Here is a 24,712-nt window from a genome sequence, read left to right as displayed (position 1 = left end):
ACTGTCTGTTTGACACAAGGAGGAATTCAGTTGTTGGAGAAAGCAGTTCAGGTTGCAATATATGAAAAAGCTCTTAAAAACCATTATATAGAAATCTTGTACATTGATTTTGAAGATACAGGAAAATGCATAAAGCTTCATCAGGATACAAACCTGTTAAATGGTGAAAATATTTTTCCAGAGTCAGATGAGCAAATGTTTGATGACTATATTTGTGAGAAAATAATGCGTTATGCATCTGGCAATATAGAAGATCTTAACCGGGTAAAACAGCAGATGACGATGGAAGCAATCACACAGGGAACAGCAGAACACATCATGCATCATGTTATGATCAATTTTATGCTGAATGGCGAGATGCGTTTCATGCAGTTTGATTTTATGAGGGAAAGTGCAGATACAAAGAATGTGTTCCTGTTTGTGGAGGACTATACAGTTCCACAGCAGCAGGCGTTTATAACTACGCTTCGTTCTATTGAAAACAGTGCTGTTCTTTTTTGTATTCTTTCAGAAGAGGAGGATGCAAAAACAACGCTATGTTATGATCCTGTTTTTATTACCCGAGGCTTTGCAGAGATGATGGAGACTACACAGCAGCAGATGATGCTGTTGCAGAAGAAACCTTTTTGCGAAACAGTACATCCGGATGATCAGCAATATGTAGAGGAATCTGTGAGAAATCTCAATATAGAGCATCCACATACGAACATATTTTATAGAAAAAGAAATCCGCAGGGAAAATGGTTCTATATGCAATCAGATTTTTCTTATCTTGTTGTGGGTAAGAAAAAATATATCTATGTGACCTATCAGGATGTCAGTGCATTGCAGAAGAATAAAGAATTGTCAAATGCACTTCATTATAGCCAAAAACGGGATGAAGAGCTTACAAAAGCATTGGAGGCGCTTGGAACAGTATTTAACAATATATTTTTGGTCCATCTGGAGGATCAGAAAGTAGAATGGTTAAAAATCCAGGCAGATAAGGAAAATGTCCTGAAGCAATGCCAGAATGTCTGTGAGCTAAGAAAACTGATCCATGATAATTATATGCTGCCGGAATGCCAGGAAGGCTATCTTGAGTTTACAGATCTTGATACGATCAGTGAACGATTTGAAAAACATAAGATTCTTCGGTACATTTATCGTAATAAGAACAGGCAGTGGATAGAAGTAAGTGCCATCGTTCAGAATCGTGATGAGGATGGAAAGGTGACAGATATCCAGTTTCTGACACATGATGTGACAGACCAGCGGGAAAGGGAACTGCAGCAGGAAGAGGCTCTTCGGATTGCTCTCGCTTCCGCTGAACATGCAAATAAGGCAAAAACAGCATTTTTAAATAATATGTCACATGATATCCGCACTCCTATGAATGCAATCATTGGTTTCACAGCCCTTGCAGCAGCACATATGGATCAGCCGGATCTGGTAAAGGATTATCTGACAAAAATCGGGACATCGAGCCAGCATCTTTTGAGTTTGATCAATGATGTTCTGGACATGAGCCGTATTGAAAGCGGTGTTGTTAAGATAGAAGAAAAGGAAGTCTGCATTCCGGATATTCTCCACGATCTAAAAACGATTATACAGGGAAATATTCAGGCAAAGCAGCAGGATCTTTATATTGACACGCAGAATGTTGTCCATGAGAATGTTATCACTGACAGATTACGTCTGAACCAGATCCTTTTAAATATCGTAAGTAATGCCATTAAATTCACTCCGGCAGGTGGTATGGTCAATATCCGTGTATCTGAGAAACCATGCAACAGAAACGGATTTACTACCTTTGAATTCAGGATCAGGGATAATGGAATCGGAATGTCTGAAGAATTTCAGGCACATGTGTTTGATTCCTTCTCAAGAGAACGGACATCTACCCAAAGTGGAATTAAAGGGACCGGACTTGGTATGGCAATCACCAGGAATATCGTGGACATGATGGGTGGAACTATTTCCCTGACAAGTAAAGAAGGAAAAGGAACGGAATTTGTTGTTACCCTTAATTTTAAAACACTGGAGAAGGCTACTGTGTATGGACCTATCCCTGAATTAGTGGGTGCAAGGGCACTGGTTGTAGATGATGATGTTCATACCTGCACGAGTGTCAGCAAGATGCTGCGTGAAATTGAAATGCGGGCAGACTGGTCAACTTCTGGAAAAGAGGCAGTCATCAGAGCAAAGGAGGCCTTTGAACAGAACGATGCATTCAAAGTTTATATTATCGACTGGCTGATGCCGGATATGAATGGAATCGAAACTGTACGAAGGATTCGTTCTGTAGTTGGGGACGAGATACCAATCATTATTCTGACCGCATATGACTGGGCAGATATCGAACAGGAAGCAAAAGAAGCCGGAGTTACTGCATTTGTGGAGAAGCCAATCTTCATGTCGGAATTAAGGAAAGTCCTGACAAAGCCTATGGATATAAAAGAAGAGCCATTGCTCCAAACAGAAAGAGAGTATCGTTATTCTGGTAAAAAGGTTCTTCTTGTGGAGGATAATGAACTGAACCGCGAAATCGCCACAGCTCTGTTGGAAGAAATCGGAATAATAGTAGATTCTGTGGAAGACGGAACAGATGCTGTTGAACGGATGAATGAAGTAGATGATGACAGGTATGATCTGATCTTCATGGATATCCAGATGCCTAAAATGGATGGTTATATGACAACCAGGGAAATCCGTACTTTAAAGAATAATAAGAAAGCCAATATCCCAATCATTGCTATGACAGCAAATGCCTTTGAAGAAGACAAAAAGAAGGCATTTAAAGCCGGAATGAATGCACATATTGCAAAACCCATTGACAGTAAAAAAATAGAGGATACTTTGCAGCAGGTTTTAAGGCAGAAAATATAGTAAGATAATTTCGATTGCCAGAAAAGGAAGAAAAATGATGAGTAACAAAAATAAGAGCAGAATGCGGCAATATGGAAGCCTTTTGTTGTGCAGTATTCTTTGTGTTGTGTTTCTGGCAGCTCCGGTCAGGGCGGCAGATTTAGAGGAAGATATTGATGCGGCAGAGACAACTAAGACAAATGTAACAGCGAAACCACAATCAGAGGTGGTGAAAGCGGCATGGTATGAAGATTCTTATCATATCACAGACAAAAATGGAAGCCGGAGTGGCTATGGCTATGAGTATGAGCAGGCGGTTTCTGCCTATACCGGATGGGATTATGACTATGTCACCGGCAACTGGGAAGAACTGTTGAAAAAGCTGCAAAATGGTGAGATTGACCTGATGAGTTCTCTGTCTTATACGGATGAACGTGCAAAAACAATGCTCTTTTCCGATTTGCCTATGGGAGAAGAAAAATATTATCTGTATGCAGATCTGGCAAATTCAGATATTTCAGCATCAGATATTTCAAGTTTAAATGGTCAGTCTATTGCCATGATGGAGAACAGTGTGCAGGCAACACAGTTTTACGACTGGGAGAAAAAACATAATGTAAAAACAAAGCATGTATTTGTAAACAGTATGGACAGCGCGATGGAAATGTTTGCAAAACATGAGATCCAGGGAGTAATTTCTACAGAGACGTCTATCTGGGTAAATACAGGTCTGTCTGCTGTATTTACAACAGGTGGATCTGAGATTTATTATGGAATCAATAAAAACCGTCCTGATCTGAAAGAGGAACTTGATAGTGCCATGCGTGCTATGGAAAATGATAAACCTTTTTATTCCGATGATCTTTATAAACAGTATATTGCAACCCAGTCTGTTGCGGTCCTTTCCAGTGATGAGCAGGAGTGGTTGAAACAACATGGGGCAATTCGAGTAGGATATCTGGAAAATGATCCGGGTTTCAGCACCGTTGATCCACAAAGTGGTAAATTGATGGGTGTGGTTAATGATTATATTGAATACGCTTCGAATTGTTTTGAGCAGCCGTTGGAATTTATTCTGGTTGGACTGGATTCGCAGGAAGCGTTGATACAGGCAGTGAGGGACAATAAAATTGATATGATTTTTCATGTCAATCAGAATCCCTATTATGCCGAAGAGAATGGCTTAGCATTATCCAATACTGTTTTATCGGTTCCCTTCGCTGCTGTGACTGCACAGGAGGCTTTTGACGAAAGTGCAGAAAATACGGTTGCTATCGCAAAAGAAAATTCCAAATATAAATGGTATGTTACTTATAATTATCCAAACTGGAATATTAAAGAATATAATTCGATAAAAGATGCAGAGCAGGCAGTCCGTAATGGGAAAGCAGACTGCTTTATCGCCAGATCCGGACAGGCAATGGATTATGTCAATGACAAAAAAATGCACAGTGTGTTTCTGACAAAAACGGCAAATACATCATTTGCAGTAGACAAGGGAAATACGATCCTTATGTCGATCCTGAATAAGACTTTGAAATCCATCCAGACTTCAAAGCTGACAGGAGCAGTATCCATGTATGAAAATTCTTTAAAAAGAGTTACGTTTACTGATTTTATAAAGGATAATTTCCTGGTGGTTATCATTATGTTTTCGCTGGTATTTATACTGATACTGGGAATGTTCATTCATTTGCTGAAAAAGGCAAAAGCTGCTGAAACAAAGGCAAAAGAATCCCAGACACAGGCAGAAAATGCAAATGCTGCGAAGTCTGCGTTTCTTTTTAATATGTCCCACGATATCCGTACACCGATGAATGCATTACTTGGGTATAACCAGTTGATGAAAAAAGAACTTACAGATCCGAAACTACTTCATTATCAGAGGGCGGTCGAACAGTCTGGAAATCTTTTGCTGGCAATTATCAATAATGTACTTGATATGGCTCGTATTGAAAGTGGCAGAGTGGAACTGGATGAAAGCTATGCCCGGATTGATCAGACAGTGGATGAGATAAAAAGTGTATTTGAACCGCAGGCTGACAAAAAAGGACTGAACCTTATATTTGAAACACAGGTGGAGCATCAGCATGTTCTGTGTGATATTACAAAAACAAAACAGATTCTGGTGAACCTGATCAGTAATGCAGTCAAATATACACCGGCAGGAGGAACCGTTACGGTCACTGTACAAGAGTTTCCATGTGAACAGGAAAATTCTGTGAAAATTCAGATAGAGGTTCGTGATACAGGAATCGGAATGAGCAAAGAATTTCTGCCAACTCTGTTTGATTCCTTCTCAAGGGAACGGAATACGACCGTTGGTAAAGTTGCAGGTACAGGGCTTGGAATGGCAATTGTAAAAAAATATGTTGATCTGATGGGCGGCAGCATAGACGTGAAAAGCGAACTGGGAAAAGGAACTGTGTTTACACTTATCCTGATACAAAAAAAGGCTGATGAGGACTATTACGGGCAGAAAGCATCAAAAACAGATGCCGCTGATATGGAAAGCAGTTTACGCGGAAAACATATTTTACTGGCAGAGGATAATGAGCTAAACGCAGAAATTGCAATTGCAATACTTGAAGAAACAGGGATTATTATTGACCGTGTAGAGGATGGCATACAGTGTGTAAAGCAAATAGAGCAGATGCCGGCAGGAACTTATGATCTGATACTCATGGATATCCAGATGCCCAAGATGGACGGTTATAAAGCAACGCAGGAAATTAGAAATATACCAGATAAGGATAAGGCGTGTATACCAATCATTGCAATGACAGCAAATGCATTTGTAGAAGATAAGCAAGATGCTATTGCAGCCGGGATGAATGGTCATATAGCAAAGCCGATCCAGGTTGATAAGCTGCTCTCAATATTATCAGAAGTAATAAGGCAACAAGAAAATTGCTAATTTCATGGGAAGGATGAACAGGTTGTACATGTACTTTCCTATGATGAAAAACCCGGAATTCAGGCAATTGCCAATACCACAGAAGACCTCCTGCCGGTGATCCAGGATGAGCTGGAGTTCTGTGGATATTTTGCTATCATCTCATCCGAAAAGATGGATGCAAAGGATGCGATAAACCTTTACAAGAGCAGGGATGTATCGGAAAAAGTATTCCGGGCAGATAAATCTTATCTCGGAAACCATTGTCTGAGAGTGGCATCAGAAGAGGCGGCATCAAATAAGATATTCATTGGTTTTCTTGCACTGATCATCCGGTGCAGGATATATACAGCTTTAAAGGAGAAGGCAAAAGAACTGGCAAAAAACCGAATTATCTTACAGTTCCGGCAGCAATCAGGGAACTGGAAAAGATCGAGATGACACGCCAGCTGGATAAGGTGTACCGGCTTGATCATGCAGTAACCAAAACACAGAAAGTGTTCTTAAGTGCTTTTGGCATGGATTGGAATCATGTGAAATACCGTGCGGAAAAAATTTAATAAATTATTAGCACTCACCTCTTGACAGTGCTAATAATATGTGCTATATTACACATAGAACAAAGGAAAGGGATACAGAAGGAACAAAGAAAGAGGTTCCCGGGAGTCCCTGAAAGATCCTGGTTCCAAAGAAACAAGGTTTAAGCATAGAGAAGCTTAGATAGAAAAGGAGAGATGACTTATGTTAATGCCGAGTATTTTTGGTGAGGATATGTTTGATGATTTTATGAGAAGTTTTCCGTTCTTCGATAACAGCGCAGAGAACAACGTTGAGAAGAAACTGTATGGTCACAATGCCAAGAACGTCATGAAGACCGATATCAAGGAACTGGAAGGCGGTTATGAACTGGAGATTGATCTTCCGGGCTTTACGAAAGATGAAGTTACCGCAGAGCTGAAAGATGGTTACTTAACCATCAGCGCATCCAAGGGACTTGACAAGGACGAGCAGGAGAAAGAAACCGGTAAGTACATCCGCCGTGAACGTTATGCCGGTGCGTGCCAGCGTTCCTTCTACGTTGGTGAAGATGTAACCGAGCAGGACATCAAGGCCGAGTTCAAGCATGGTATGCTGAAGCTGTTCGTTCCGAAGAAAGAAGCAAAACCGGCTGTAGAAACCAAGAAGTATGTTACCATTGAAGGCTAATGCATGAGCAGCGCCGGAGTGGCAGCAAAATATAGAAAATAAATAGAGAAGCCCGCGGGTTAGAGAAGTGATATGATCTCCCTTAAGTAGACAAGATAAATAAACAAAGTCTACTTAAGGGAGATTTTTATGTCCAAACCAAAGTTTCCTCCAGAAATTAAAATCCATGCCTGCGAGGATTTTTTGTCTGGAAAAAATATACATCATTCCCGGAATAAAAATGTCAGGACGTATATCTGCATGTATCTCCAATACCTGTCCCATCCCAACAATTCCATGATCCTCGGAATATCTTTTTCTTCTGCTTTTCTGATCCTCATTTTCCTTTATTTCTTCCCTCCTTTTATTCTGATAATTCTTTTAACACGTCACAAAGCAGTTCAAAGCCAGTCTGTATATCCGATATAGCGGTGGCTTCTGCTGGATTATGGCTGATACCTCCGATACTCGGCACGAAAATCATCGCGGTCGGGAACACCTTTCCGAATACCATCGAGTCGTGACCGGCACCGCTGTTCATATGCTTATATGCCAGATGTTTTTCTTTACAGTGCTGCTCGATCACACGAATCACGTTCGGATCCATCTGCGCTGATTTCAACCAGTGGTTCTGTCCAAACCGGATCTTAAAGCCCTTGCTTTCGATGGATTCCAGCGCGCGTTTCAGAATAGCTTCATCCTGAAGCAGTTCCTCTTCGCTGCCATCTCGCATATCGATGAGCAGATTTACCCGATCTGCAATGACGTTCTGCATTCCAGGAAACACTTGCATCGCGCCATAGGTAAGGGTGGCAGAAGGGGTCTGCTCCATCATCTGACGGGTAGACTCTGTTATGAATTCCGCAGCAGCCACCACAGGATCGTGTCGTAAAGGCATCGAGGTTGTACCTGCATGGTTCTAGCTTCCCTGAATGGTCAGCTCATAGTTGACGATACCGACGATACTGTCCACAATACCGATCTGCTTCTGCTCGCTTTCAAGCACCGGTCCCTGTTCGATATGCAGCTCTACGATCGCTCTAATATCATCACGTTTCACACTCTTCAGCGCTTCCGGCTGATAACCGGCAGATACCAGTGCCTCGCGAAGTGTGACACCATCACGGCCGACTTCCTCGAGATCCTCCTCTTTCAGCGTGCCACAGATCGCACGGCTCCCCTGACAGCCGGTAGCAAAACGACTGCCCTCTTCCTCCATCAGACCAACCACTTCCAGGCTATGCTTCGGAACGAAGCCAGACTCTTTGAGGTATCCCAGCGCTGCCACACCGGTCACAACGCCCAGTGCGCCATCATATTTTCCACCGTTCTTTACGGTATCCAGGTGGGATCCCGTCAGTACGGTTCCAGGCTCTGTCCCCGGAAACCGCCCATACACGTTACCGATCGCATCCTCTCTGTATTCAAGCCCCAGATCTTCGATCCACTCACGCAGGATGTTCTTCGCGTTTTTGTCTTCCGGGGTATAAGCTGCACGCCAGATCTCTCCGTCGATGCGCGTTGCATCGGCCAGCTGGCACAGCATTTCTTCTATTTTTAATCCGACTTCGTTTCCCATCACAAATGTCCCCTCATTTCATCGTCTATTTTCCTTCAATATTATAGCACGTATCCTCCGCTCAGGCATCACTCTGCTCGCCGATGCAGGGCGAAAAATGCGATTCCCTTTTTGCTGGAAGCGTGATTCCGTAAAAAACGGAATATTGATTTCCATACGCCGGACAGGTGATGGATTTCACCCCGGATTATTCACATAATTGGTTGTATAGCTTTTTACTGGCTTCTTTTTTGATTTGAACTTTGGAAAACCTACAGAAACATCACGAAAGAAATTTTTGTATGCTGTCTGCAGATGCAGCTGTGCTTTGCACAATGCCAGACTGTCTACTTCCTTCAGCCATGGAAACTATCTCGGCTGATTATATTTTACCATATATTTTTCTATATGCCCATGGTTTATCGAACATAAGTTCTTTTTATTAGCACAGAAGCTGTGGAAGAATACCTTTCCGGGAAGGGCACTATTCTGGAAATTACCGTCAAATACGGTATTTCTGACACCAAAGTTTTCAGAAGGTGGATTTTGAAGTATAATGCCAATATAGAACTTAAGAGTTATGATCCGAAAAGGGAGGTCTATATGGCAGAGGCACGGAGAAAAACAACACTCGAGGAACGCAAGGAAATAGTGGGATACTGTATTGCCCATGACCGGGATTACAAAGGAACGGCTTCCTTGTGTGATGTCTCATACAGCCGGGTCTATTCCTGGGTAAAGAAATACGATGCAGCGGGGGGAGACGGGCTGTCAGATAAACGCGGGCACCATAAACCGGATGATGAGGTTGACGAACTGGAATGTCTGAGCAGGGAGAACCTGCGACTTAAGCGCCAGCTTGAAGAAAAGGATATGGTGGTGGAACTGTTAAAAAAAGTGAAAGAATTCGAAAGGATGTGAGGCTCGGAAAATAACGCCACGAATCTTATCTTATCCAATGCGGGACTGATTGCAGCATCCTCAGCGCTGACAGATTCAGAAGACAAACGCCGCATAGGCTATATTCGGGCAGAAGCCGGACGGATGATCGATGGATAAGAAGCGAAGTTGAGACAGCTTGCGGAAATCCTGTTGGACAATGCCTGTAAATACAGTGAACCAGGCAGCACAATCCGGGTAAGCTTAAAACAGGCGGCAGAGAAAAAAATCCGGTTTACCGTAACCAGTCAGGAAACCCCGCTTACGAAAGAAGAACAGAAGCAGATATTTGAACGCTTCTACCGGGCTGATCCATCCCGGGGAATAACAGGCGGATATGGCCTGGGTCTTGCCATCGCGCAGGAAATTGTGCGGATGCATGGAGGGAAGATCTGGGCGGAGTCAGACAGTGTGAAGGAGAATCGTTTTATTGTGGAATTTTAAGAACAAAAAAGAAACGAGCAAGTAAAATCTCATATAAAGGGGGAAACATTATGGCAGATTATATTATGGCACTGGACGCAGGAACCACTAGCAACCGCTGTATCCTCTTCAATAAAAAAGGCAAGATCTGCAGCATGGCGCAGCGGGAATTTCACCAGTATTTTCCGCAGCCGGGCTGGGTAGAACATGACGCGGATGAAATCTGGGCCAGCATGCTGGGCGTGGCGGTAGAAGCCATGAACCGCATTGGCGTGGAGGCGGCAGATATTGCGGCCATCGGCATCACCAACCAGAGAGAAACCACCATTGTATGGGATAAAGAGACCGGAGAACCCATTGCCCACGCCATTGTGTGGCAGTGCCGCCGCACGGCAGCTTACTGTGATTCCCTGAAGGAACAGGGATACGTGGACAGTTTCCGGAAGAAAACGGGACTTGTCATTGACGCGTATTTTTCCGGGACCAAGATCAAATGGCTGCTGGACCATGTGCCGGGAGCCAGGGAACGGGCGGAAAAGGGTGAGCTTTTATTTGGCACGGTGGAGACCTGGCTCATCTGGAAGCTGACCAAAGGCGCGGTGCATGTGACGGATTATTCCAACGCGTCCCGTACCATGCTGTTTAACATTAACACTCTGCAGTGGGATGAGGAAATCTTAAAGGTTCTGGATATTCCGAAGTGTATGCTGCCGGAGCCGAAGCCGTCCAGCTGCATCTACGGCGAGACGGATCCCTCTTATCTGGGCGGACCAATTCCGATTGCCGGGGCGGCGGGGGACCAGCAGGCGGCGTTGTTCGGGCAGACCTGTTTTGAGCCGGGTGAGGCCAAGAACACCTACGGAACGGGCTGCTTCCTTCTTATGAACACCGGAGAAAAGCCGGTATTTTCCAGAAACGGGCTGGTTACCACCATTGCCTGGGGACTGGATGGCAAGGTGAACTATGCGCTGGAGGGCTCCATCTTCGTGGCAGGGGCAGCGGTTCAGTGGCTGCGGGATGAACTGCGGCTGATTGATTCGGCGGAGGATTCCGAGTACATGGCAAAGAAGGTAAAAGATACCAACGGCTGCTACGTGGTTCCGGCCTTCACCGGCCTGGGCGCACCCCACTGGGATCAGTATGCCAGAGGAACCATTGTAGGTATTACCCGGGGTGTGAACAAATACCACATCATCCGGGCTACGCTGGAGTCCATCGCTTACCAGGTCCATGATGTGCTGGTGGCTATGAAGGCGGATTCCGGTATTGACCTGACATCCCTGAAGGTGGATGGCGGAGCCAGTGCCAACAATTTCCTGATGCAGACCCAGGCAGACTTTATCCAGGCACCGGTAAAGCGGCCGTCCTGTGTGGAGACCACAGCCATGGGTGCGGCTTATCTGGCGGGCCTTGCTGTGGGATACTGGAAAGATAAGGAAGAAGTCAAAGAAAATCAGGAAGTGGACCGGATCTTTACACCGGAATTAGATGAAAAGACCCGCAAGACCATGGTCCGCGGGTGGGAAAAAGCCGTGCGTTACGCCTACGGCTGGGCGCGGGAGCGCTGAGAAACCATGGCCTGGTCCCAACACAGCAGAAGCGCGCCGGGGAAGAAAAACGCCGGAGCTCAGGCTTCCGGCGGCGCAAAAAAGTCACGTTCAATAAACAGGCAGATGCTGTCTACGAAGCTGTCTGGGTCGCAGGGTTCGTCCTGCTCCAGATAGCATTTCACAATATCAAAATAGAAATCAGTCATCAGGCTGGCGAATATAGGGGCAGGAAGTTTCAGACGATAGCCCTTCTGTTCGGCAGCCTGAACTTTATCATTCATAATGCGGATGAGACCGGTGCGGATGATGCGCATAAGGTCGCCGTCCTGATTCGCATGATAGATTTTCTGGTACAGGATCCGGTTTTCGCCGATGAGACGCAGCAGGATTCGCAGGAAATCCCGCACGGAAGAACGGTTCGTCAGATAAAGAACATCTTCATCGAGTCCAAGTTCATCGAGCATAGAACCGAGACAGTAATGAAGCAGGTCATATTTATCCTCAAAATAGCGGTAAAAGGTAGAACGGGAGATCAGCGCGGTGTTGCAGATATCGGTCAGTGTCAGCTGCTCAAAAGGCAGGGCAGCAAGCTGGGAAAAGAGCGCGCCCTTTAAGAGCGCGTAAGTCCGGCGGGCGGTAATGCTGGTTTTCCGGGATGTTGACTGTGCCATGTAGTAACCTCCATCATATATGTGTTTTCTGCTTTCAGGCAAAAATATTCGGAACAGAAATTCCGCAGGATTTCAAACAGAAAACAGGCCAGGTTTATAATGTGTTATTCTGAACAAATTTGATACAAGTGTCTCATTTTGAACGACCCAAATGAAACTGATACTTGTGTATTTTAACATATACATAGATAATAGTGCAAGAAAATGAAGAGGAATTTCGGAGGTTTCTATGGATTATCGAGATAAATTGCACAAAAACACATGGTTCTTAACGAACCCTTTACGTGTCGCACTTTTTACGGCGGGACTGATGCTTCTGCAGTATCCGGTAACAGCACTGGCGGCAGCTTCCACCATAGAGGCGGGAAGCGGCGCGGTGGCTGAGACAAAGCCAGCTTCTACATATGGAACTACAAAAGTAATTGCCTCGGAAGAGACTGAGGCGGCCCGCGCGAACTGGGTTCAGGAGGGGGATGACTGGTATTACCTTCTGCCGGACGGCAGTAAAAACCGTCAGGATCTTCAGTTTGATAATGCCATTTATAAATTTAACTGGAACGGCTCCTTAAAGACCGCCCAGTGGGTGCCGAATACCGGAGGTGGCGCGTATCCGGTGTTCTGTTACGATGAAGAGACACAGTTTTTATTTGACCAGTTAAACGACGAGAAAAAGGATCTGTATTTCGACGAGTATCCGGACCGGGAAGATGAGTATGGCAATGATGAAAAGCGGCAGTACGACCGTTATGCCGGATTTATCATGGATGAAAAACTGAACCAGGCAGCGGCACACCGCCTGGAAGCAGCTCTGGCAAATGGCTACAGCGGGGATGCAATTCCGGGTGAGGGTACTCTGAAGGATTACCTGGCGCAGATTTCCTACCGGAAGAATTCCAGCTGCCGGGAACTTTACCTGCGCGGCAGGGAAGACGCGGATGACGCCTTCGACAAGCTCATCGGCAAGACTCAGGATAAATATGATTCCAACGGAAAACGAAAAGATTCCCTGGATTATTACCGGCGCATTGGTATGGCCCACGCGGAGAAAGACGGAGAACAGTATTTTATGGTAATCCTGATGCGGTAGAGTCAGAAAAAGAATTTCTGTTTGCAGATCATGCGAACGGTATGAAATAAAAAAGGGAAAGAGGAGCAGAGATCAGATATGGAAGACAAAAAATCCCTGAAAGACAAATTAAAAGCGCGTCTGCCCCATAAAAAGGGAGCGGAGAAGAAGCAGACAGGAACAGAAGATACCGGATTTACCATCCGTCTGGCACGATTCATCATCGAAAAACGTGTCTGGATCGAGTCGGTGTTCGTTGCGGCCTGCATTTTCTGTGCGGTAGCAATGCTGTTCGTGAATGTAAACTACGACCTGACCAAGTACGTGCCTTCCACGGCGCAGTCCAGCATGGGACTGGATGTGATGAAGAAGGAGTTCGGTTATCCGGGAACAGCCCGGCTGATGCTAAAGGACGTAAGCCTGTATGAGGCGAAGCAATATAAAGACAAGATTCAGGCCATTGACGGTGTGGACCAGGTTCTCTGGTGCGACACTACGGTCAATGTCTACGCAGGGGAAGATTTCATCAATATGGATGACATCAAGGATTACTACAAGGACCGCTGTGCAGTTATGGACATCACCTTTGAGGAGGAATCCGATTCCCCGAAAACCGAGGCGGCCATCGATGAGATGAAAGCCATCACCGGAGACAAAGGCTGCTATGTCGGCATGGCAGTGCAGAACAAATCCCTGATCCAGACCACCCATGAAGAGATGAACAAGATCCTGGTGGTTGCGGTCATCATGATTTTTGTGGTGCTCTGTCTGGCTACAACGGCATGGACGGAGCCGATCCTGTTTTTGCTGGTTATGGGCGTGGCGGTGTTGTTAAATAAGGGAACCAACATATTCATCGGCACGATTTCCTTCCTGACCGATAACGTAGCCATCATTTTACAGTTGGCAACCTCCATGGACTATTCCATTTTCCTGCTGGATGCCTACATGAACTGGCGTGATACCGGACTTTCCGAGGAGGAGGCCATTGTCAAGGCGGTTGAGGAGGCTATCAACTCCATCTTCGCCAGCAGCTTAACGACCGTAGTTGGTTTCATGGCGCTGGTTACCATGAAATTCAACATCGGTTTCGATATGGGCCTGGTTCTGGCAAAGGGTATCATCTTCAGCCTTCTGACGGTGGTGCTGTTCATGCCGGCCATGATCCTGAAATTTACCAAATGGAATGATAAGAGCAAACACCGTTCCTTCTTCCCGGACTTTACCAGGCTGGGCAAGGGCGTGTACCGCATCCGCTATCTGGTTTTAGCGGCGGTGCTTCTCATCACCCCGCCGGCTTATGTGGCGCAGCAGATGAACAACTTCCAGTACGGAAACAGCGCCGTGGGCGGTGCTCCGGGAACCCAGGTTTATGCGGATGATCAGGAGATCACCCAGAAGTTTGGCCGAAGCAACATGATGCTTCTGATCTATCCGAACAACGATCCGGTGGCAGAAAAGAAGCTGTCCGACGAGTTGGAAGATCTTCCATATGTAAAGAGTGTCACTTCTATGGCCAATACGCTGCCGGAGGGCATTCCGGAGGACTTCCTTCCGGAATCCACAGTCAGCCAGCTCCACACGAAGGATACGGCGCGGATGCTGTTATACATAAGGACCAAGGGCGAGAGTGACAAATCCTTCGAATATACAGATCAGATCCGGGATCTCATGAAGAAATATTATCCGGATAATTCCTATGTGGTCGGTGAGACACCGTCCACCCAGGATATCAAGTCCACCATCACCGACGATAACGCGCGGGTAAATATGCTGACACTGCTTGGTGTATTTCTGGTTGTTGCCTTCAGCTTTAAGTCCGTGCTGATCCCGATCGTGGTTATGATCCCGATTGAAGTCGCAATCTTCGTTAATATGGCAGTTCCGTATGTGCAGGGTGTGGATATGATCTACATGGGTTACATCATCGTCAGCAGTATCCAGATGGGCGCGACGGTCGACTACTCGATCCTGCTTACCAACAACTATATTGTGAAGCGCGCGACGCTTCCAAAGAAGGAGGCCTGCATTGAGGCCGTGACCCGGTCCTGCTCCTCCATTTTCACATCCGGCGGTATCATCACCCTGGCGGGATACATTGTATACATGATCTCTACCACGGCGGCCATCGGAGACCTGGGACACCTGATTGGCCGAGGCGGCTTCTTAAGCCTGATACTGGTACTGACTCTGCTTCCGGCACTTCTGGTGCTGACCGACGGCCTGGTCATTGAGAAGAAATGGAAAGGCTCCAGAAGACGGCTCCGGGAGCGCTATGTGACCAGAAAACAGCAGTTCCATGCAAGAGCGGAGCAGATCCGGACCAAACTGGAAGAACACCGGAAAGAGAAATAAGAGCGGCAGGCTGCTTAAGACAGCAGGGAAGAACAATATTGCAGCAGGAAAGCAGCAGGAGGGAAAATGTCATGAAGAAAAGATATCAGAGACTGGGTGTCATGGGACTGGCTGCAGTCATGGCATGTACCGGCACAGTTTTGCCGGTGCTTGCGGGCCAGGCATCTGTGGCCGTAGATGAAAATATGTATGTCAACCTCGACTACTACGGAAATGTAGACAAGGTCAATGTGGTGAAGGGCTGTGATTTAAACGGCCAGACCACCATCACCGATTACGGCAATTATACCGCCGTAACCAACATGTCCGACTACACCGAGCCGGTCATTGAGGGAAACAAGGTAACCTGGAACGTATCACCGGATTACAAGGGACGCTTCTATTATAAAGGGGAGCTGGACGCAAAGAAGGTAGCGCTTCCGTGGAATTTTGATGTGTCCTACAAACTGAACGGTGTGCCGAAAAATGCCGATGAACTGGCAGGCGCATCCGGACTCATTGAGATTCATATCGACGCGAAGTTTAACGACAGCGCAGATGTAAATGAATATTATAAGAACAACTTTGTTCTGGCCGTAGCAGTGATGGTGGATACCAATGACTGTTACAGCCTGGAGGCAGACGGCGCCCAGAAGCAGACCATCGGCAGTAACAGTGCGGTTGTATTCACGGCACTTCCGGGCGAGGATGGCGACTTCACCGTCCGCATTGGCACCGACAGCTTTGAAACCAGCGGCGTGTTCATGGCCATGACCCCGCTGACCGGCAGTGACTTAGAGCATGTGACCGACTTAAAAGACGCCAAGGATACCTGGAAAGAGAGCGGCGATGAGATGCACGACAGCATGCAGCAGATGGCTCTGTCTGTTGAGGCGATGCGGGATGGCATCAATTCGTTGCAGAACGGCATGAACTCCGCGGAAAGCGCCAGACAGACCTGGAGCGGCGCAAAGGACAGCATCCTGGAGGGCAATGACCGCGCGATTGAGACCTTAAGCGCCGTATCGGACCAGTTAGAGGCCATGATCCCGCATATCGAGACCGCAAAAGAGGCAGCGGACACAGCCCACGACAGCCTGGGTGATATTGTGGACACCGTGCGGGAAATGCAGGATCCGCTGAATAAGCTGCACAGCGCGTTAAAGGGTGTTAAGAGCGGGTCGGAGGATCTGGCAGGCGGAGTATCTCCATTAAATCAGCTGATGCAGACGATCATTGCGCTGGATGCCCAGCTGCAGGCCAGTGAGCAGATCTATGTGACCAGCCTTGCATCCACGGGAGTCAGCCTTCAGGATGTGGATGACGATTATTATATTGATATGGATGTGGATCTTTACGATGACCGGACCGCAAGCCCAAGTGATTCGAGCGGAATTGCCATGTATTCCTCCGCGGGAAGCAGCGCGGCAGTAGCGGCAGGCCTTCCGATGGATATGGTAACGCTGCAGACCGTCCTGGGCCAGAAGACCCAGAAGCTTCAGACTCTGGCTGCAGCCAGCAACAAACTGGCTTCCGAAATGTCCAGTCTCCTAGATGATGTAGCGGACACAGCCCAATATACCTCCGAACTCACCGACAGCCTGGAAATGCTCACCGAGGACACCGCAGCCCTGTACGATTCCATGGACAGCTACTACCCGGATCTGCAGGCGTCCTTAGATGATACGGAAGAACTGATGAACCGGACCACCGAGGCACTGAACACGAGCCTGAGCACGGCTGCCATCGTGCAGAACACCTTAAAGAACAGCAGTGACAATCTGGACGCAGCTACCCGCGACAGCATCCGCGGCACCCTGGAGCTTCTGGATAAGAGCTTAAGCGTGCTGGATAGCACCGCTTCTATCCGCCACGCAGGTGTGACCATGAAGGAAGCCATCGACAAGGAGTGGGATGACTTAGACGGCGACACCCGTTTCCTGAACATGGATCCGAACGCGGAGAAGATATCCTTTACATCAGACGAAAACCAGGAGCCGGAATCTGTGCAGATCATTCTGCGTACCGCAGAGATCAGCCTGGACGATGATGACGAAGTGTTGGATGCAGAGAGCGAGGCGGCAAGCCAGAGCCCGCTGCGTCGGATCTGGAATGTGCTTGTGAAAATGTGGAAGGCATTTGTGGAAATCTTCAAAAACAGATAAAAGGGGTGGAGAATATGAAAGGAAACCGGATCATAACCATAGGACGTCAGATTGGAAGCGGCGGCAGTGAGATTGGCACGGAGGTGGCGAAACGTCTTGGCATTAAGTGCTATGATAAGCAGCTCATTGAGCTGGCCTGCAATTACGGAGAACTGGACCAGGATGTTCTTGCGGCAGCCGAAGAGAAACGTCCGAATCCATTTTTCTATTCCGTTCCGCGGCAGATGCAGAACGACAAGACCGGAAGAGGCATTGCTATCAACGATATGGTATTTAACGTGCAGTCGGAGGTCATCCGGCAGCTGGCAGAGAAAGAATCCTGCGTCATCATCGGCCGCTGCGCCGATTATGTGCTGCGGGAACAGCCTGGAGTAACATCGGTGTTTGTTTATGCGGATATGGATGCCCGCATCCGCCGCATCATGGAAGTGCGGAAACTTACCCGGGATGATGCCATCACGCTGATCAAAAAGACCGACAAGAGCCGCCGCAATTACTACGAGTGCTATACCGGAAAGCGCTGGGGCGCCGGGGCCAGCTATGATGTGACCTTAAACAGCGCGGAGCTTGGCATTGACACCTGCGTGGATCTGATCTGCCACCTTTATAACCGGAAAGAGGAAGGAGAATCCCAAGACTGATGAAACAGACAACAAAACGGATTTTAATAAGCGCCGCAGTCTTGCTGCTTTCTGTGGGGACAACAGGCACCATGTATGCGGCATCGGATAAGAGCAAGGTAGGAAAAATGGATCTGGTGTTTGATTCGGACCTTGGCATTGGCGTGGATGGAAATTCTTTTTCCGTCACTGCGGAGGGCGCGAATACGGACCGCTACTATATCAGTGATACGGATGTGGTAAACGAGGATTCTGAAGATTTCAGCGACAGCAATCCGCCGGAGATCGAAGTGACTCTGGTAGTGGCAGACGAGGATCAGTGGTATTTTGCCAGCTCTTCCTCGGACGCGTTCCGCTTAAACCTGGCCACTTCATCCAAGAACCGCTATGACAAGGTACAGTTTGTCAGCGCGAAGCGTTCCGATAAAAATACCATGCTGACGCTGCGGGTAAAGCTGATTTACGACAAGAAATCAAAGCTTGACAACCGTTCTGCCATTTCTCTGGCACAGAATGATGTAGCTTCTTCCGTCGGTTTTGGCTGGGACAGCACCCATCCGGGCACAGCGTCCTGGAATACGGAGGAATCCGCCCGCTACTACCAGATTCAGCTGGTCAGAAACGGCATTGATACCGGCATCATGCGTTCGGTATACAAGAACCATTATGATTTTTCGTCCCAGATGACGGAGCCGGGCGAGTATCAGTTCCGTGTCCGCACTGTGCGCCAGAGCAGCCACAACAAGAGCGAGTGGGTGACTTCGGAGGTGTGGACAGTGGCAGGAGAAACAGAAGAAAGCACTGGAGCAAATGTGGTCAGTGCCGGGGCCGAGTAAAATCGGATTGCAAATAGGATATTGAGTTTTGCGCATGTTTCCTGTATGATGGATGTGCGCAGCAAAGAAAGCAGACGGCTGCAGATGTGGCCGTCTGTTTTTTCAATGCAGAAGCAGGAAACGGAAAACATTTTGTTCATGGAATGCAGGAAGATGCGGCATGGACAGGATTTGACACGCTACAGGAGTGAATAAATATGAACGAACTAACCATAGAAGAATTTGACGCCCTTTCCCCGGACACCTACGTGCTTTACGACATTCGCAGCACGGATGAGATTAATCACGGTGCCATCAAAGGAGCCATTGCCAGTTCCGCGGAAGAACTGGAAGAGAACCCGCCGGAAGAAAAAGACAAAAAGATCATTATCTGCTGCAGCCGCGGCCGCGTGAGCCGCGATGTGGCAGAAACCCTCTGTGAGCAGGGCTTCGATGCAGTCAGCTTAAAGGGCGGCTACATTGCCTGGCTCATGGCTGAGATCAAAAAGCAGGAGGCAGACGAGATCTGTGATTCCGTGGAAAAGAGCCTGCGCAAGAAATTCCACAAGAACATTTTCAGCAAATTCGCGAAAGCCATCAACCAGTATGAGCTGGTCAAAGAGGGCGACCGCATTGCGGTCTGCATTTCCGGCGGCAAAGATTCCATGCTGATGGCCAAGCTGTTCCAGGAGTTAAAGAAACACAACAAGTTCCCCTTCGAGGTGAAATTCCTGGTTATGGACCCGGGCTACAGCCCGGAGAACCGTCAGGTCATTGAGGAGAATGCCAGAAAGTTAAAGATTCCGATTGAGATTTTCGAGTCCGACATTTTCGATGCGGTCTACACCATTGAGAAATCCCCGTGCTACCTCTGCGCCCGCATGCGCCGCGGTCACCTCTACACCTTCGCAAAGCAGCTGGGCTGCAACAAGATTGCCCTGGGACACCACTATGACGATGTCATCGAGACCATCCTCATGGGCATGCTTTACGGCGCCCAAGTACAGACCATGATGCCGAAGCTTCACAGCACCAATTTCGAGGGCATGGAGCTGATCCGCCCGCTGTATCTGGTGCGGGAGGACGACATCAAGGCGTGGAGAGACTACAACAACCTGCACTTTATCCAGTGTGCCTGCAAGTTCACCGACACCTGCACCACCTGTAATAATGAAGAAAACCAGTCCAAGCGTGTGGAAGTCAAAGAGTTGATCCGTACCTTGAAAGAGAAGAATCCATTCGTGGAAAGCAACATCTTCAAGAGCGTGGAAAACGTCAATCTCGACACCGTAGTGGCTTACAAACAGGGCGGCGTACGCCATCATTTCCTGGACACTTATGATCAGAAGGGCACGGCGGAGACCAGTGATTCCGCGGACTCCGCAAACGATTAACGCGCCCCTTTACTTGCCGGGGGACCTGTGCTATACTTGAAACAATTGTAAATGTGAGCAGGTATTTTAAAATATTGCGGATGAACGCAAAATCAGAAACGGAGGCGTTTGCAGATGGATATCATGATTTTTCTTGGCTGTATCCTGCTGCTGGTATTATTTGTAGTGGTATCAGTAGTAGCCAGTATGCTCGGCATCATTGGTGGTGTTGCAGCAGAGGAAGATGACGAAGAGTAAACTTCATAAGACTCAAAAGGCGCCGGATTTTTTGAATCCGGCGCCAGCCTTTTTTATGTGTCTTGTTTTGCGTGGAAAAAGCCTTTACTTTTCTGAAATTCAGACTTATAATAAATATTGTTTCCATAAATTTGCAGGCATAGTTCATTGGTAGAACATCAGCTTCCCAAGCTGAGGAGGCGGGTTCGATTCCCGTTGCCTGCTTTTTTAAACCGCGTAGATACGCGGTTTTTTGCGTTTATAAGAAGCTTTACTCCTGCTCCATCTCCGCGTTCACATAGTCCTCGCAGGACCGCATTGCCTCAATGGTTTTCGCAAAGAGCTCATCCAGTTCCCATCCCAGGCGCTCGGCACCGGTGCGGATGATATCGCGGGAGCAGCCGGCAGCGAACTTTTTATCCTTGAATTTCTTCTTCAGGCTGGAAACCTCCATATCTTTGGTGCTTTTGGACGGGCGCATACGGGCAGCGGCTCCGATCAGGCCGGTCAGCTCATCTGCGGCGAACAGCACCTTCTCCATCTCGTGGACCGGCTCCACATCACAGCAGATTCCGTAGCCGTGGGAGCAGATGGCGTGGATCATGTCATCGCCAACGCCGCCCTCCTTTAACAGCTCCGGTGCCTTGATGCAGTGCTGTTCCGGGTACAGCTCAAAGTCAATATCGTGGAGCAGTCCGCAGATGCCCCAGAAATCTTCCTCATCTCCGTAGCCCAGTTCCTTTGCGTACCAGCGCATGACGCCTTCTACGGTGAGGCCGTGCAGGATATGGAACGGCTCCTTGTTGTATGTTTTCAGTAAGTTTACTGCTTCTTCTCTTGTGATCTGACTCTGCATTTTGTGCGACCTCCTGATGTGTGCTTCTGTTTTTGCTGACAATTTTTATGCAGCTAAAAAACAGTGCCTGAAATTTTTTCTATTATACTGCGTTTGTCTCAACTTGTTAAGTATTTTGTATCTCCGCAAAGATTTCACCGGCCAGTTTCCGGGGCAGCAGGACCAGGCGTCCGCGCACCCGGAACAAAAAGAGCCGCCTGCGGCGGGAACGGCGGACACAGCGGACTGTTTCATCCGGTACAAATCCCTGTCTGGCAAGCTGTTCCCGGCGTGCCGGTTCGCTTGCAATCCAGATGATGCGGGCATCGGAGTCGGGCGGAATGTGGCTTAAGGGGAGAACCATGAAATCACTCCGGGCAGATTTGCGGTGTCCATGTGACAGGCGTGCCGCCTGCGCTTACACAGACCCGGCATAATTACTATAAGATATGCGCAAATTCCCGGAAAAGAGCTTGCCACTGCCTGGTTTCTCATGTAAAATGAGACACAGTCGCGAATTTGGACGTTTTGCAGATGCTGCCTTTATCTGCGGATTTTTGAGAGGAGTTTTTGATGAGTATTTTAAACGTAGAACATTTAAGCCACGGATTTGGCGACCGGGCTATTTTCCAAGACGTTTCCTTCCGCCTGTTAAAGGGTGAGCACATTGGCCTGGTGGGCGCAAACGGCGAGGGTAAATCCACCTTCATGAACATCATCACTGGCAAGCTGCAGCCGGATGAGGGCAAGGTTGAGTGGGCAAAGCATGTGCGCGCCGGTTATCTGGACCAGCATACCGTGCTGGAAAAGGGCATGACCATCCGCGATGTGTTAAAGAGCGCGTTCGCGTACCTGTTCGAGATGGAAGAGCAGATGAATGCCATCTGCGATAAGATGGGGGAGGCGTCCGAGGATGAGATGAACGCCATGATGGAGGAACTGGGTACCATTCAGGATCTTCTGATGGCCCATGATTTCTACATCATTGACAGCAAGGTGGAGGAAGTCGGCCGTGCGCTGGGACTGCAGGAAATCGGCATGGATAAGGATGTCTCCGAGCTTTCCGGCGGCCAGCGTACCAAGGTGCTTCTGGGCAAGCTGCTTCTGGAGAAGCCGGACATTCTGCTTCTGGACGAGCCGACCAACTATCTGGATGAGCAGCACATTGAGTGGCTGAAGCGTTATCTGCAGGAGTATGAGAATGCCTTCATCCTCATTTCCCATGATATCCCGTTCTTAAACAGTGTCATTAACCTGATCTACCACATGGAGAACCAGAAGCTGGACCGCTATGTGGGAGACTATGACCATTTCCAGGAGGTTTACGCAGTTAAGAAGGCGCAGCTGGAGGCGGCTTACAAGCGCCAGCAGCAGGAGATTGCCGAGCTGGAGGACTTTGTGGCCCGCAACAAGGCAAGAGTTTCCACCAGAAACATGGCTATGTCCCGCCAGAAAAAGCTGGACAAGATGGAGGTTATTGAGCTGGCGAAGGAGAAACCGAAGCCAGAGTTTAACTTCATGGAAGCACGTGCTGCAGGCAAGATGATCTTTGAGGCGAAGGATCTGGTGATCGGTTACGATGAGCCGCTGACCCGCCCGTTCGATATCAGCATGGAGCGCGGTGAGAAGGTCGTTTTAAAGGGCTCCAACGGAATCGGAAAGACCACCCTGTTAAAGAGCATTCTGGGTCTGATCCCGGCACTGTCCGGCAGTGTGGAGCTGGGGGATTATCTGTATCTGGGCTATTTTGAGCAGGAGATGGCGCCGGGCAATACCACCACCTGTATCGAGGAAATCTGGAAGGAATTCCCGTCCTACACCCAGTATCAGGTGCGTTCTGCCCTGGCAAAATGCGGTCTGACCACCAAGCACATTGAGAGTCAGGTGCGCGTTCTTTCTGGTGGTGAGCAGGCAAAGGTAAGATTATGTAAACTGATTAACCGGGAGACCAATGTACTCCTGTTAGACGAGCCGACCAACCATCTGGATGTAGATGCCAAGGAAGAGCTGGCCCGTGCGTTAAAGGCCTACAAAGGCAGTGTCCTTCTGATCTGCCATGAGCCGGAATTTTATGAAGGCTTTGCGACCCGCGTGGTGGACTGCAGCGAGTTCTGCCTGCGCGGATAGTGTCATTTTTTGTCGATGAACTTTTCTTGTACTGTGATCGTTACTGTGCTATGATGATGGCACAGTAACGAATCATCTGAAATCTTTGCTTTTTCATTTATTTCACAGTTATTTTTCAGATTTCATTCATTTATTTATTTCCAATTTTAAAACAGAAAAAACAAATAAAAAGAGAGGGGGATGCGATGCAGGCTGAACAAAGGGGGCAGTGTCTGATTTGGCTGCTGTGTGCCTGTGCTTTTCTGACGGCGGGACCGACTCTTGACGTTTATGGGGCGCAGGACCGGAATCGTGTATGGTATGAGGGTGCGTGGCCGGAGCGCCGGACGCAGCAGCTTCGGCACTGGAATATTGGTGATACGGTAACCCGGAATATTGGCGGGAAATCTTACCGCTTCCGCTGCATTGACCAGAACTACGCGGATCATATGGATCATCACAAAAGCGGCGCGCTGTTTCTCTGCGATGAGGTAATTCCGGCCAATATCGGTTCCCGATATGAGTTTGAGACACCGGGGGACCGCAATCACGGCTATGTATATAAGCCTGGGCCGATTGTGCGCTTTGGAAATTCGGCTGATTACAAATATTCCGCGGTCCGCGGGTGGCTTTCTGGCTTTGCGGAAGAATTTGCGGATGCGGAAATGGTCAATACCGGCGTGGAGCGGGGATATCTTGGGAAAACAAAGGAGGAATGCTGGGAGCAGTTTCCGGAAGGTGATCTGGCGGCGCAGTATCTGGGAAGCCAGAAAATGGAAGACCGGCTGTTTATTCTGTCGGTGGACGAAGCATACCGCTACCGAAGCTGGCTGTGGAAATTTGGACCAGTAAAAAAGCGTAATCCGGAGACCCAGATCAGCGAATTCTGCAAAGGCTACTGGCTGCGGACGCCCTGTGGAGCGGCAGAGGGCAGCCAGATCTATATCGTGGATCTGGTTCAGGGAAATATCCGGCCGGAGGCCGTGCAGACAGCGGAAATGGAAAAGCAGGATGATGAGATGAAGGTTACAGGAACTACGGGAGTGCGGCCGGCGTTTGTGCTGCCGCAGAAAAACTGATTCACAAGGGGGA

At 48.0% G+C, this 24,712-nt stretch carries 20 protein-coding genes, 1 tRNA gene and 2 pseudogenes; 17 read left to right on the top strand and 6 right to left on the bottom strand.

The window, feature by feature from the left end:
* Positions 1 to 30: 30 nt before the first annotated feature.
* The 4 genes and pseudogenes from WMO41_RS05675 (at position 31) to WMO41_RS05655 (ending at position 6,949) form a co-directional block, all read left to right on the top strand.
* Positions 31 to 2,868 (top strand): response regulator, encoded by a 2,838-nt coding sequence (locus WMO41_RS05675; protein ID WP_349228923.1) that lies wholly within the window; start codon positions 31 to 33, stop codon positions 2,866 to 2,868.
* Between the two features lie 34 nt (positions 2,869 to 2,902).
* Positions 2,903 to 5,764, top strand: coding sequence for an ATP-binding protein (locus tag WMO41_RS05670; RefSeq protein ID WP_349228922.1), 2,862 nt, complete (start codon positions 2,903 to 2,905; stop codon positions 5,762 to 5,764).
* 114 nt (positions 5,765 to 5,878) lie between these two features.
* A pseudogene (locus tag WMO41_RS15990) lies at positions 5,879 to 6,303 on the top strand (IS1634 family transposase); the annotation flags it as partial.
* Between the two features lie 181 nt (positions 6,304 to 6,484).
* On the top strand, positions 6,485 to 6,949 hold the full coding sequence (locus WMO41_RS05655) for an Hsp20/alpha crystallin family protein (RefSeq protein ID WP_349228919.1): 465 nt from the start codon (positions 6,485 to 6,487) through the stop codon (positions 6,947 to 6,949).
* A 207-nt stretch (positions 6,950 to 7,156) separates the two neighbouring features.
* On the opposite strand, the pseudogene WMO41_RS16055 reads toward WMO41_RS05655, so the two are convergent.
* The 3 genes and pseudogenes from WMO41_RS16055 to WMO41_RS05645 form a co-directional block, all read right to left on the bottom strand.
* Positions 7,157 to 7,269, bottom strand: a pseudogene (locus WMO41_RS16055) (GNAT family N-acetyltransferase); the annotation flags it as partial.
* A gap of 23 nt (positions 7,270 to 7,292) precedes the next feature.
* The gene (locus WMO41_RS05650) at positions 7,293 to 7,826 is read right to left on the bottom strand and encodes a M20/M25/M40 family metallo-hydrolase (protein ID WP_349228918.1); all 534 of its coding nucleotides are present in this window, start codon (positions 7,824 to 7,826) and stop codon (positions 7,293 to 7,295) included.
* A gap of 21 nt (positions 7,827 to 7,847) precedes the next feature.
* Entirely contained in the window at positions 7,848 to 8,507 is a 660-nt protein-coding gene (locus WMO41_RS05645; RefSeq protein ID WP_349228917.1) for a hydantoinase/carbamoylase family amidase, read from the bottom strand.
* A gap of 582 nt (positions 8,508 to 9,089) precedes the next feature.
* On the opposite strand from WMO41_RS05645, the gene WMO41_RS05635 reads away from it, so the two are divergent.
* The 3 genes from WMO41_RS05635 (at position 9,090) to glpK (ending at position 11,416) form a co-directional block, all read left to right on the top strand.
* Positions 9,090 to 9,407, top strand: a complete 318-nt coding sequence (locus tag WMO41_RS05635; RefSeq protein ID WP_349228916.1) for a helix-turn-helix domain-containing protein — start codon at positions 9,090 to 9,092, stop codon at positions 9,405 to 9,407.
* A gap of 147 nt (positions 9,408 to 9,554) precedes the next feature.
* The gene (locus WMO41_RS05630; protein ID WP_349228915.1) at positions 9,555 to 9,869 is read left to right on the top strand and encodes a sensor histidine kinase; all 315 of its coding nucleotides are present in this window, start codon (positions 9,555 to 9,557) and stop codon (positions 9,867 to 9,869) included.
* Positions 9,870 to 9,919: 50 nt separating this feature from the next.
* Positions 9,920 to 11,416: a glycerol kinase GlpK gene (glpK, locus tag WMO41_RS05625; protein ID WP_349228914.1), complete on the top strand. Its 1,497-nt coding sequence runs from the start codon at positions 9,920 to 9,922 to the stop codon at positions 11,414 to 11,416.
* A 59-nt stretch (positions 11,417 to 11,475) separates the two neighbouring features.
* On the opposite strand, the gene WMO41_RS05620 is transcribed toward glpK, so the two are convergent.
* Entirely contained in the window at positions 11,476 to 12,069 is a 594-nt protein-coding gene (locus tag WMO41_RS05620) for a TetR/AcrR family transcriptional regulator (RefSeq protein WP_349228913.1), read from the bottom strand.
* A 229-nt stretch (positions 12,070 to 12,298) separates the two neighbouring features.
* Between WMO41_RS05620 and WMO41_RS05615 the strand changes: the two genes are divergently transcribed.
* The 8 genes from WMO41_RS05615 to WMO41_RS05580 all read left to right on the top strand — a co-directional run bounded on the left by WMO41_RS05615 (position 12,299) and on the right by WMO41_RS05580 (position 20,904).
* Positions 12,299 to 13,156: a hypothetical protein gene (locus WMO41_RS05615; protein ID WP_349228912.1), complete on the top strand. Its 858-nt coding sequence runs from the start codon at positions 12,299 to 12,301 to the stop codon at positions 13,154 to 13,156.
* Positions 13,157 to 13,234: 78 nt separating this feature from the next.
* Complete coding sequence (locus WMO41_RS05610; protein ID WP_349228911.1) at positions 13,235 to 15,490, top strand: efflux RND transporter permease subunit; 2,256 nt, start codon at positions 13,235 to 13,237, stop codon at positions 15,488 to 15,490.
* 71 nt (positions 15,491 to 15,561) lie between these two features.
* Positions 15,562 to 17,634: a hypothetical protein gene (locus WMO41_RS05605; protein ID WP_349228910.1), complete on the top strand. Its 2,073-nt coding sequence runs from the start codon at positions 15,562 to 15,564 to the stop codon at positions 17,632 to 17,634.
* A gap of 14 nt (positions 17,635 to 17,648) precedes the next feature.
* Positions 17,649 to 18,275: a cytidylate kinase-like family protein gene (locus WMO41_RS05600; protein ID WP_349228909.1), complete on the top strand. Its 627-nt coding sequence runs from the start codon at positions 17,649 to 17,651 to the stop codon at positions 18,273 to 18,275.
* Positions 18,275 to 19,090 (top strand): hypothetical protein, encoded by an 816-nt coding sequence (locus tag WMO41_RS05595; protein ID WP_349228908.1) that lies wholly within the window; start codon positions 18,275 to 18,277, stop codon positions 19,088 to 19,090. Before WMO41_RS05600 ends, WMO41_RS05595 begins: the two co-directional genes overlap by 1 nt.
* Positions 19,091 to 19,287: 197 nt before the next feature.
* Complete coding sequence (locus WMO41_RS05590; protein WP_349228907.1) at positions 19,288 to 20,463, top strand: PP-loop family protein; 1,176 nt, start codon at positions 19,288 to 19,290, stop codon at positions 20,461 to 20,463.
* A gap of 114 nt (positions 20,464 to 20,577) precedes the next feature.
* Positions 20,578 to 20,700 (top strand): hypothetical protein, encoded by a 123-nt coding sequence (locus tag WMO41_RS05585; RefSeq protein WP_349228906.1) that lies wholly within the window; start codon positions 20,578 to 20,580, stop codon positions 20,698 to 20,700.
* Between the two features lie 133 nt (positions 20,701 to 20,833).
* Positions 20,834 to 20,904 (top strand) — tRNA-Gly (locus WMO41_RS05580).
* Positions 20,905 to 20,950: 46 nt separating this feature from the next.
* Here WMO41_RS05580 and WMO41_RS05575 read toward each other — a convergent pair.
* Together WMO41_RS05575 and WMO41_RS05570 are read right to left on the bottom strand one after the other, a co-directional pair.
* A complete protein-coding gene (locus WMO41_RS05575; protein WP_349228905.1) occupies positions 20,951 to 21,535 on the bottom strand; it encodes a hydrolase in 585 nt (194 codons plus the stop codon).
* A gap of 106 nt (positions 21,536 to 21,641) precedes the next feature.
* Positions 21,642 to 21,878, bottom strand: a complete 237-nt coding sequence (locus WMO41_RS05570) for a FeoA domain-containing protein (protein ID WP_349228904.1) — start codon at positions 21,876 to 21,878, stop codon at positions 21,642 to 21,644.
* Positions 21,879 to 22,087: 209 nt separating this feature from the next.
* Here WMO41_RS05570 and WMO41_RS05565 point away from each other — a divergent pair, with 209 nt between their 5' ends.
* Together WMO41_RS05565 and WMO41_RS05560 are read left to right on the top strand one after the other, a co-directional pair.
* Entirely contained in the window at positions 22,088 to 23,641 is a 1,554-nt protein-coding gene (locus WMO41_RS05565) for an ABC-F family ATP-binding cassette domain-containing protein (RefSeq protein ID WP_349228903.1), read from the top strand.
* 185 nt (positions 23,642 to 23,826) lie between these two features.
* Positions 23,827 to 24,699, top strand: a complete 873-nt coding sequence (locus WMO41_RS05560; RefSeq protein ID WP_349228902.1) for a DUF6273 domain-containing protein — start codon at positions 23,827 to 23,829, stop codon at positions 24,697 to 24,699.
* The last annotated feature ends 13 nt before the right edge of the window (positions 24,700 to 24,712 follow it).

Source organism: Ventrimonas faecis (genome assembly GCF_040096075.1).
In the GTDB taxonomy this organism is placed as follows: Bacteria; Bacillota; Clostridia; order Lachnospirales; family Lachnospiraceae; genus Brotaphodocola; species Brotaphodocola faecis.
This window is presented reverse-complemented; position numbering and strand designations above follow the sequence as displayed.

Coding starts and splice junctions, on each gene's coding strand:
- WMO41_RS05590 (WP_349228907.1), top strand. CDS start 19,288: ATGAACGAACTAACCATAGAAGAATTTGACGCCCTTTCCCCGGACACC.
- glpK (WP_349228914.1), top strand. CDS start 9,920: ATGGCAGATTATATTATGGCACTGGACGCAGGAACCACTAGCAACCGC.
- WMO41_RS05565 (WP_349228903.1), top strand. CDS start 22,088: ATGAGTATTTTAAACGTAGAACATTTAAGCCACGGATTTGGCGACCGG.
- WMO41_RS05610 (WP_349228911.1), top strand. CDS start 13,235: ATGGAAGACAAAAAATCCCTGAAAGACAAATTAAAAGCGCGTCTGCCC.
- WMO41_RS05620 (WP_349228913.1), bottom strand. CDS start 12,069: ATGGCACAGTCAACATCCCGGAAAACCAGCATTACCGCCCGCCGGACT.
- WMO41_RS05605 (WP_349228910.1), top strand. CDS start 15,562: ATGAAGAAAAGATATCAGAGACTGGGTGTCATGGGACTGGCTGCAGTC.
- WMO41_RS05575 (WP_349228905.1), bottom strand. CDS start 21,535: ATGCAGAGTCAGATCACAAGAGAAGAAGCAGTAAACTTACTGAAAACA.
- WMO41_RS05585 (WP_349228906.1), top strand. CDS start 20,578: ATGGATATCATGATTTTTCTTGGCTGTATCCTGCTGCTGGTATTATTT.
- WMO41_RS05570 (WP_349228904.1), bottom strand. CDS start 21,878: ATGGTTCTCCCCTTAAGCCACATTCCGCCCGACTCCGATGCCCGCATC.
- WMO41_RS05560 (WP_349228902.1), top strand. CDS start 23,827: ATGCAGGCTGAACAAAGGGGGCAGTGTCTGATTTGGCTGCTGTGTGCC.
- WMO41_RS05655 (WP_349228919.1), top strand. CDS start 6,485: ATGTTAATGCCGAGTATTTTTGGTGAGGATATGTTTGATGATTTTATG.
- WMO41_RS05645 (WP_349228917.1), bottom strand. CDS start 8,507: ATGGGAAACGAAGTCGGATTAAAAATAGAAGAAATGCTGTGCCAGCTG.
- WMO41_RS05635 (WP_349228916.1), top strand. CDS start 9,090: ATGGCAGAGGCACGGAGAAAAACAACACTCGAGGAACGCAAGGAAATA.
- WMO41_RS05615 (WP_349228912.1), top strand. CDS start 12,299: ATGGATTATCGAGATAAATTGCACAAAAACACATGGTTCTTAACGAAC.
- WMO41_RS05595 (WP_349228908.1), top strand. CDS start 18,275: ATGAAACAGACAACAAAACGGATTTTAATAAGCGCCGCAGTCTTGCTG.
- WMO41_RS05650 (WP_349228918.1), bottom strand. CDS start 7,826: ATGCCTTTACGACACGATCCTGTGGTGGCTGCTGCGGAATTCATAACA.
- WMO41_RS05600 (WP_349228909.1), top strand. CDS start 17,649: ATGAAAGGAAACCGGATCATAACCATAGGACGTCAGATTGGAAGCGGC.
- WMO41_RS05670 (WP_349228922.1), top strand. CDS start 2,903: ATGATGAGTAACAAAAATAAGAGCAGAATGCGGCAATATGGAAGCCTT.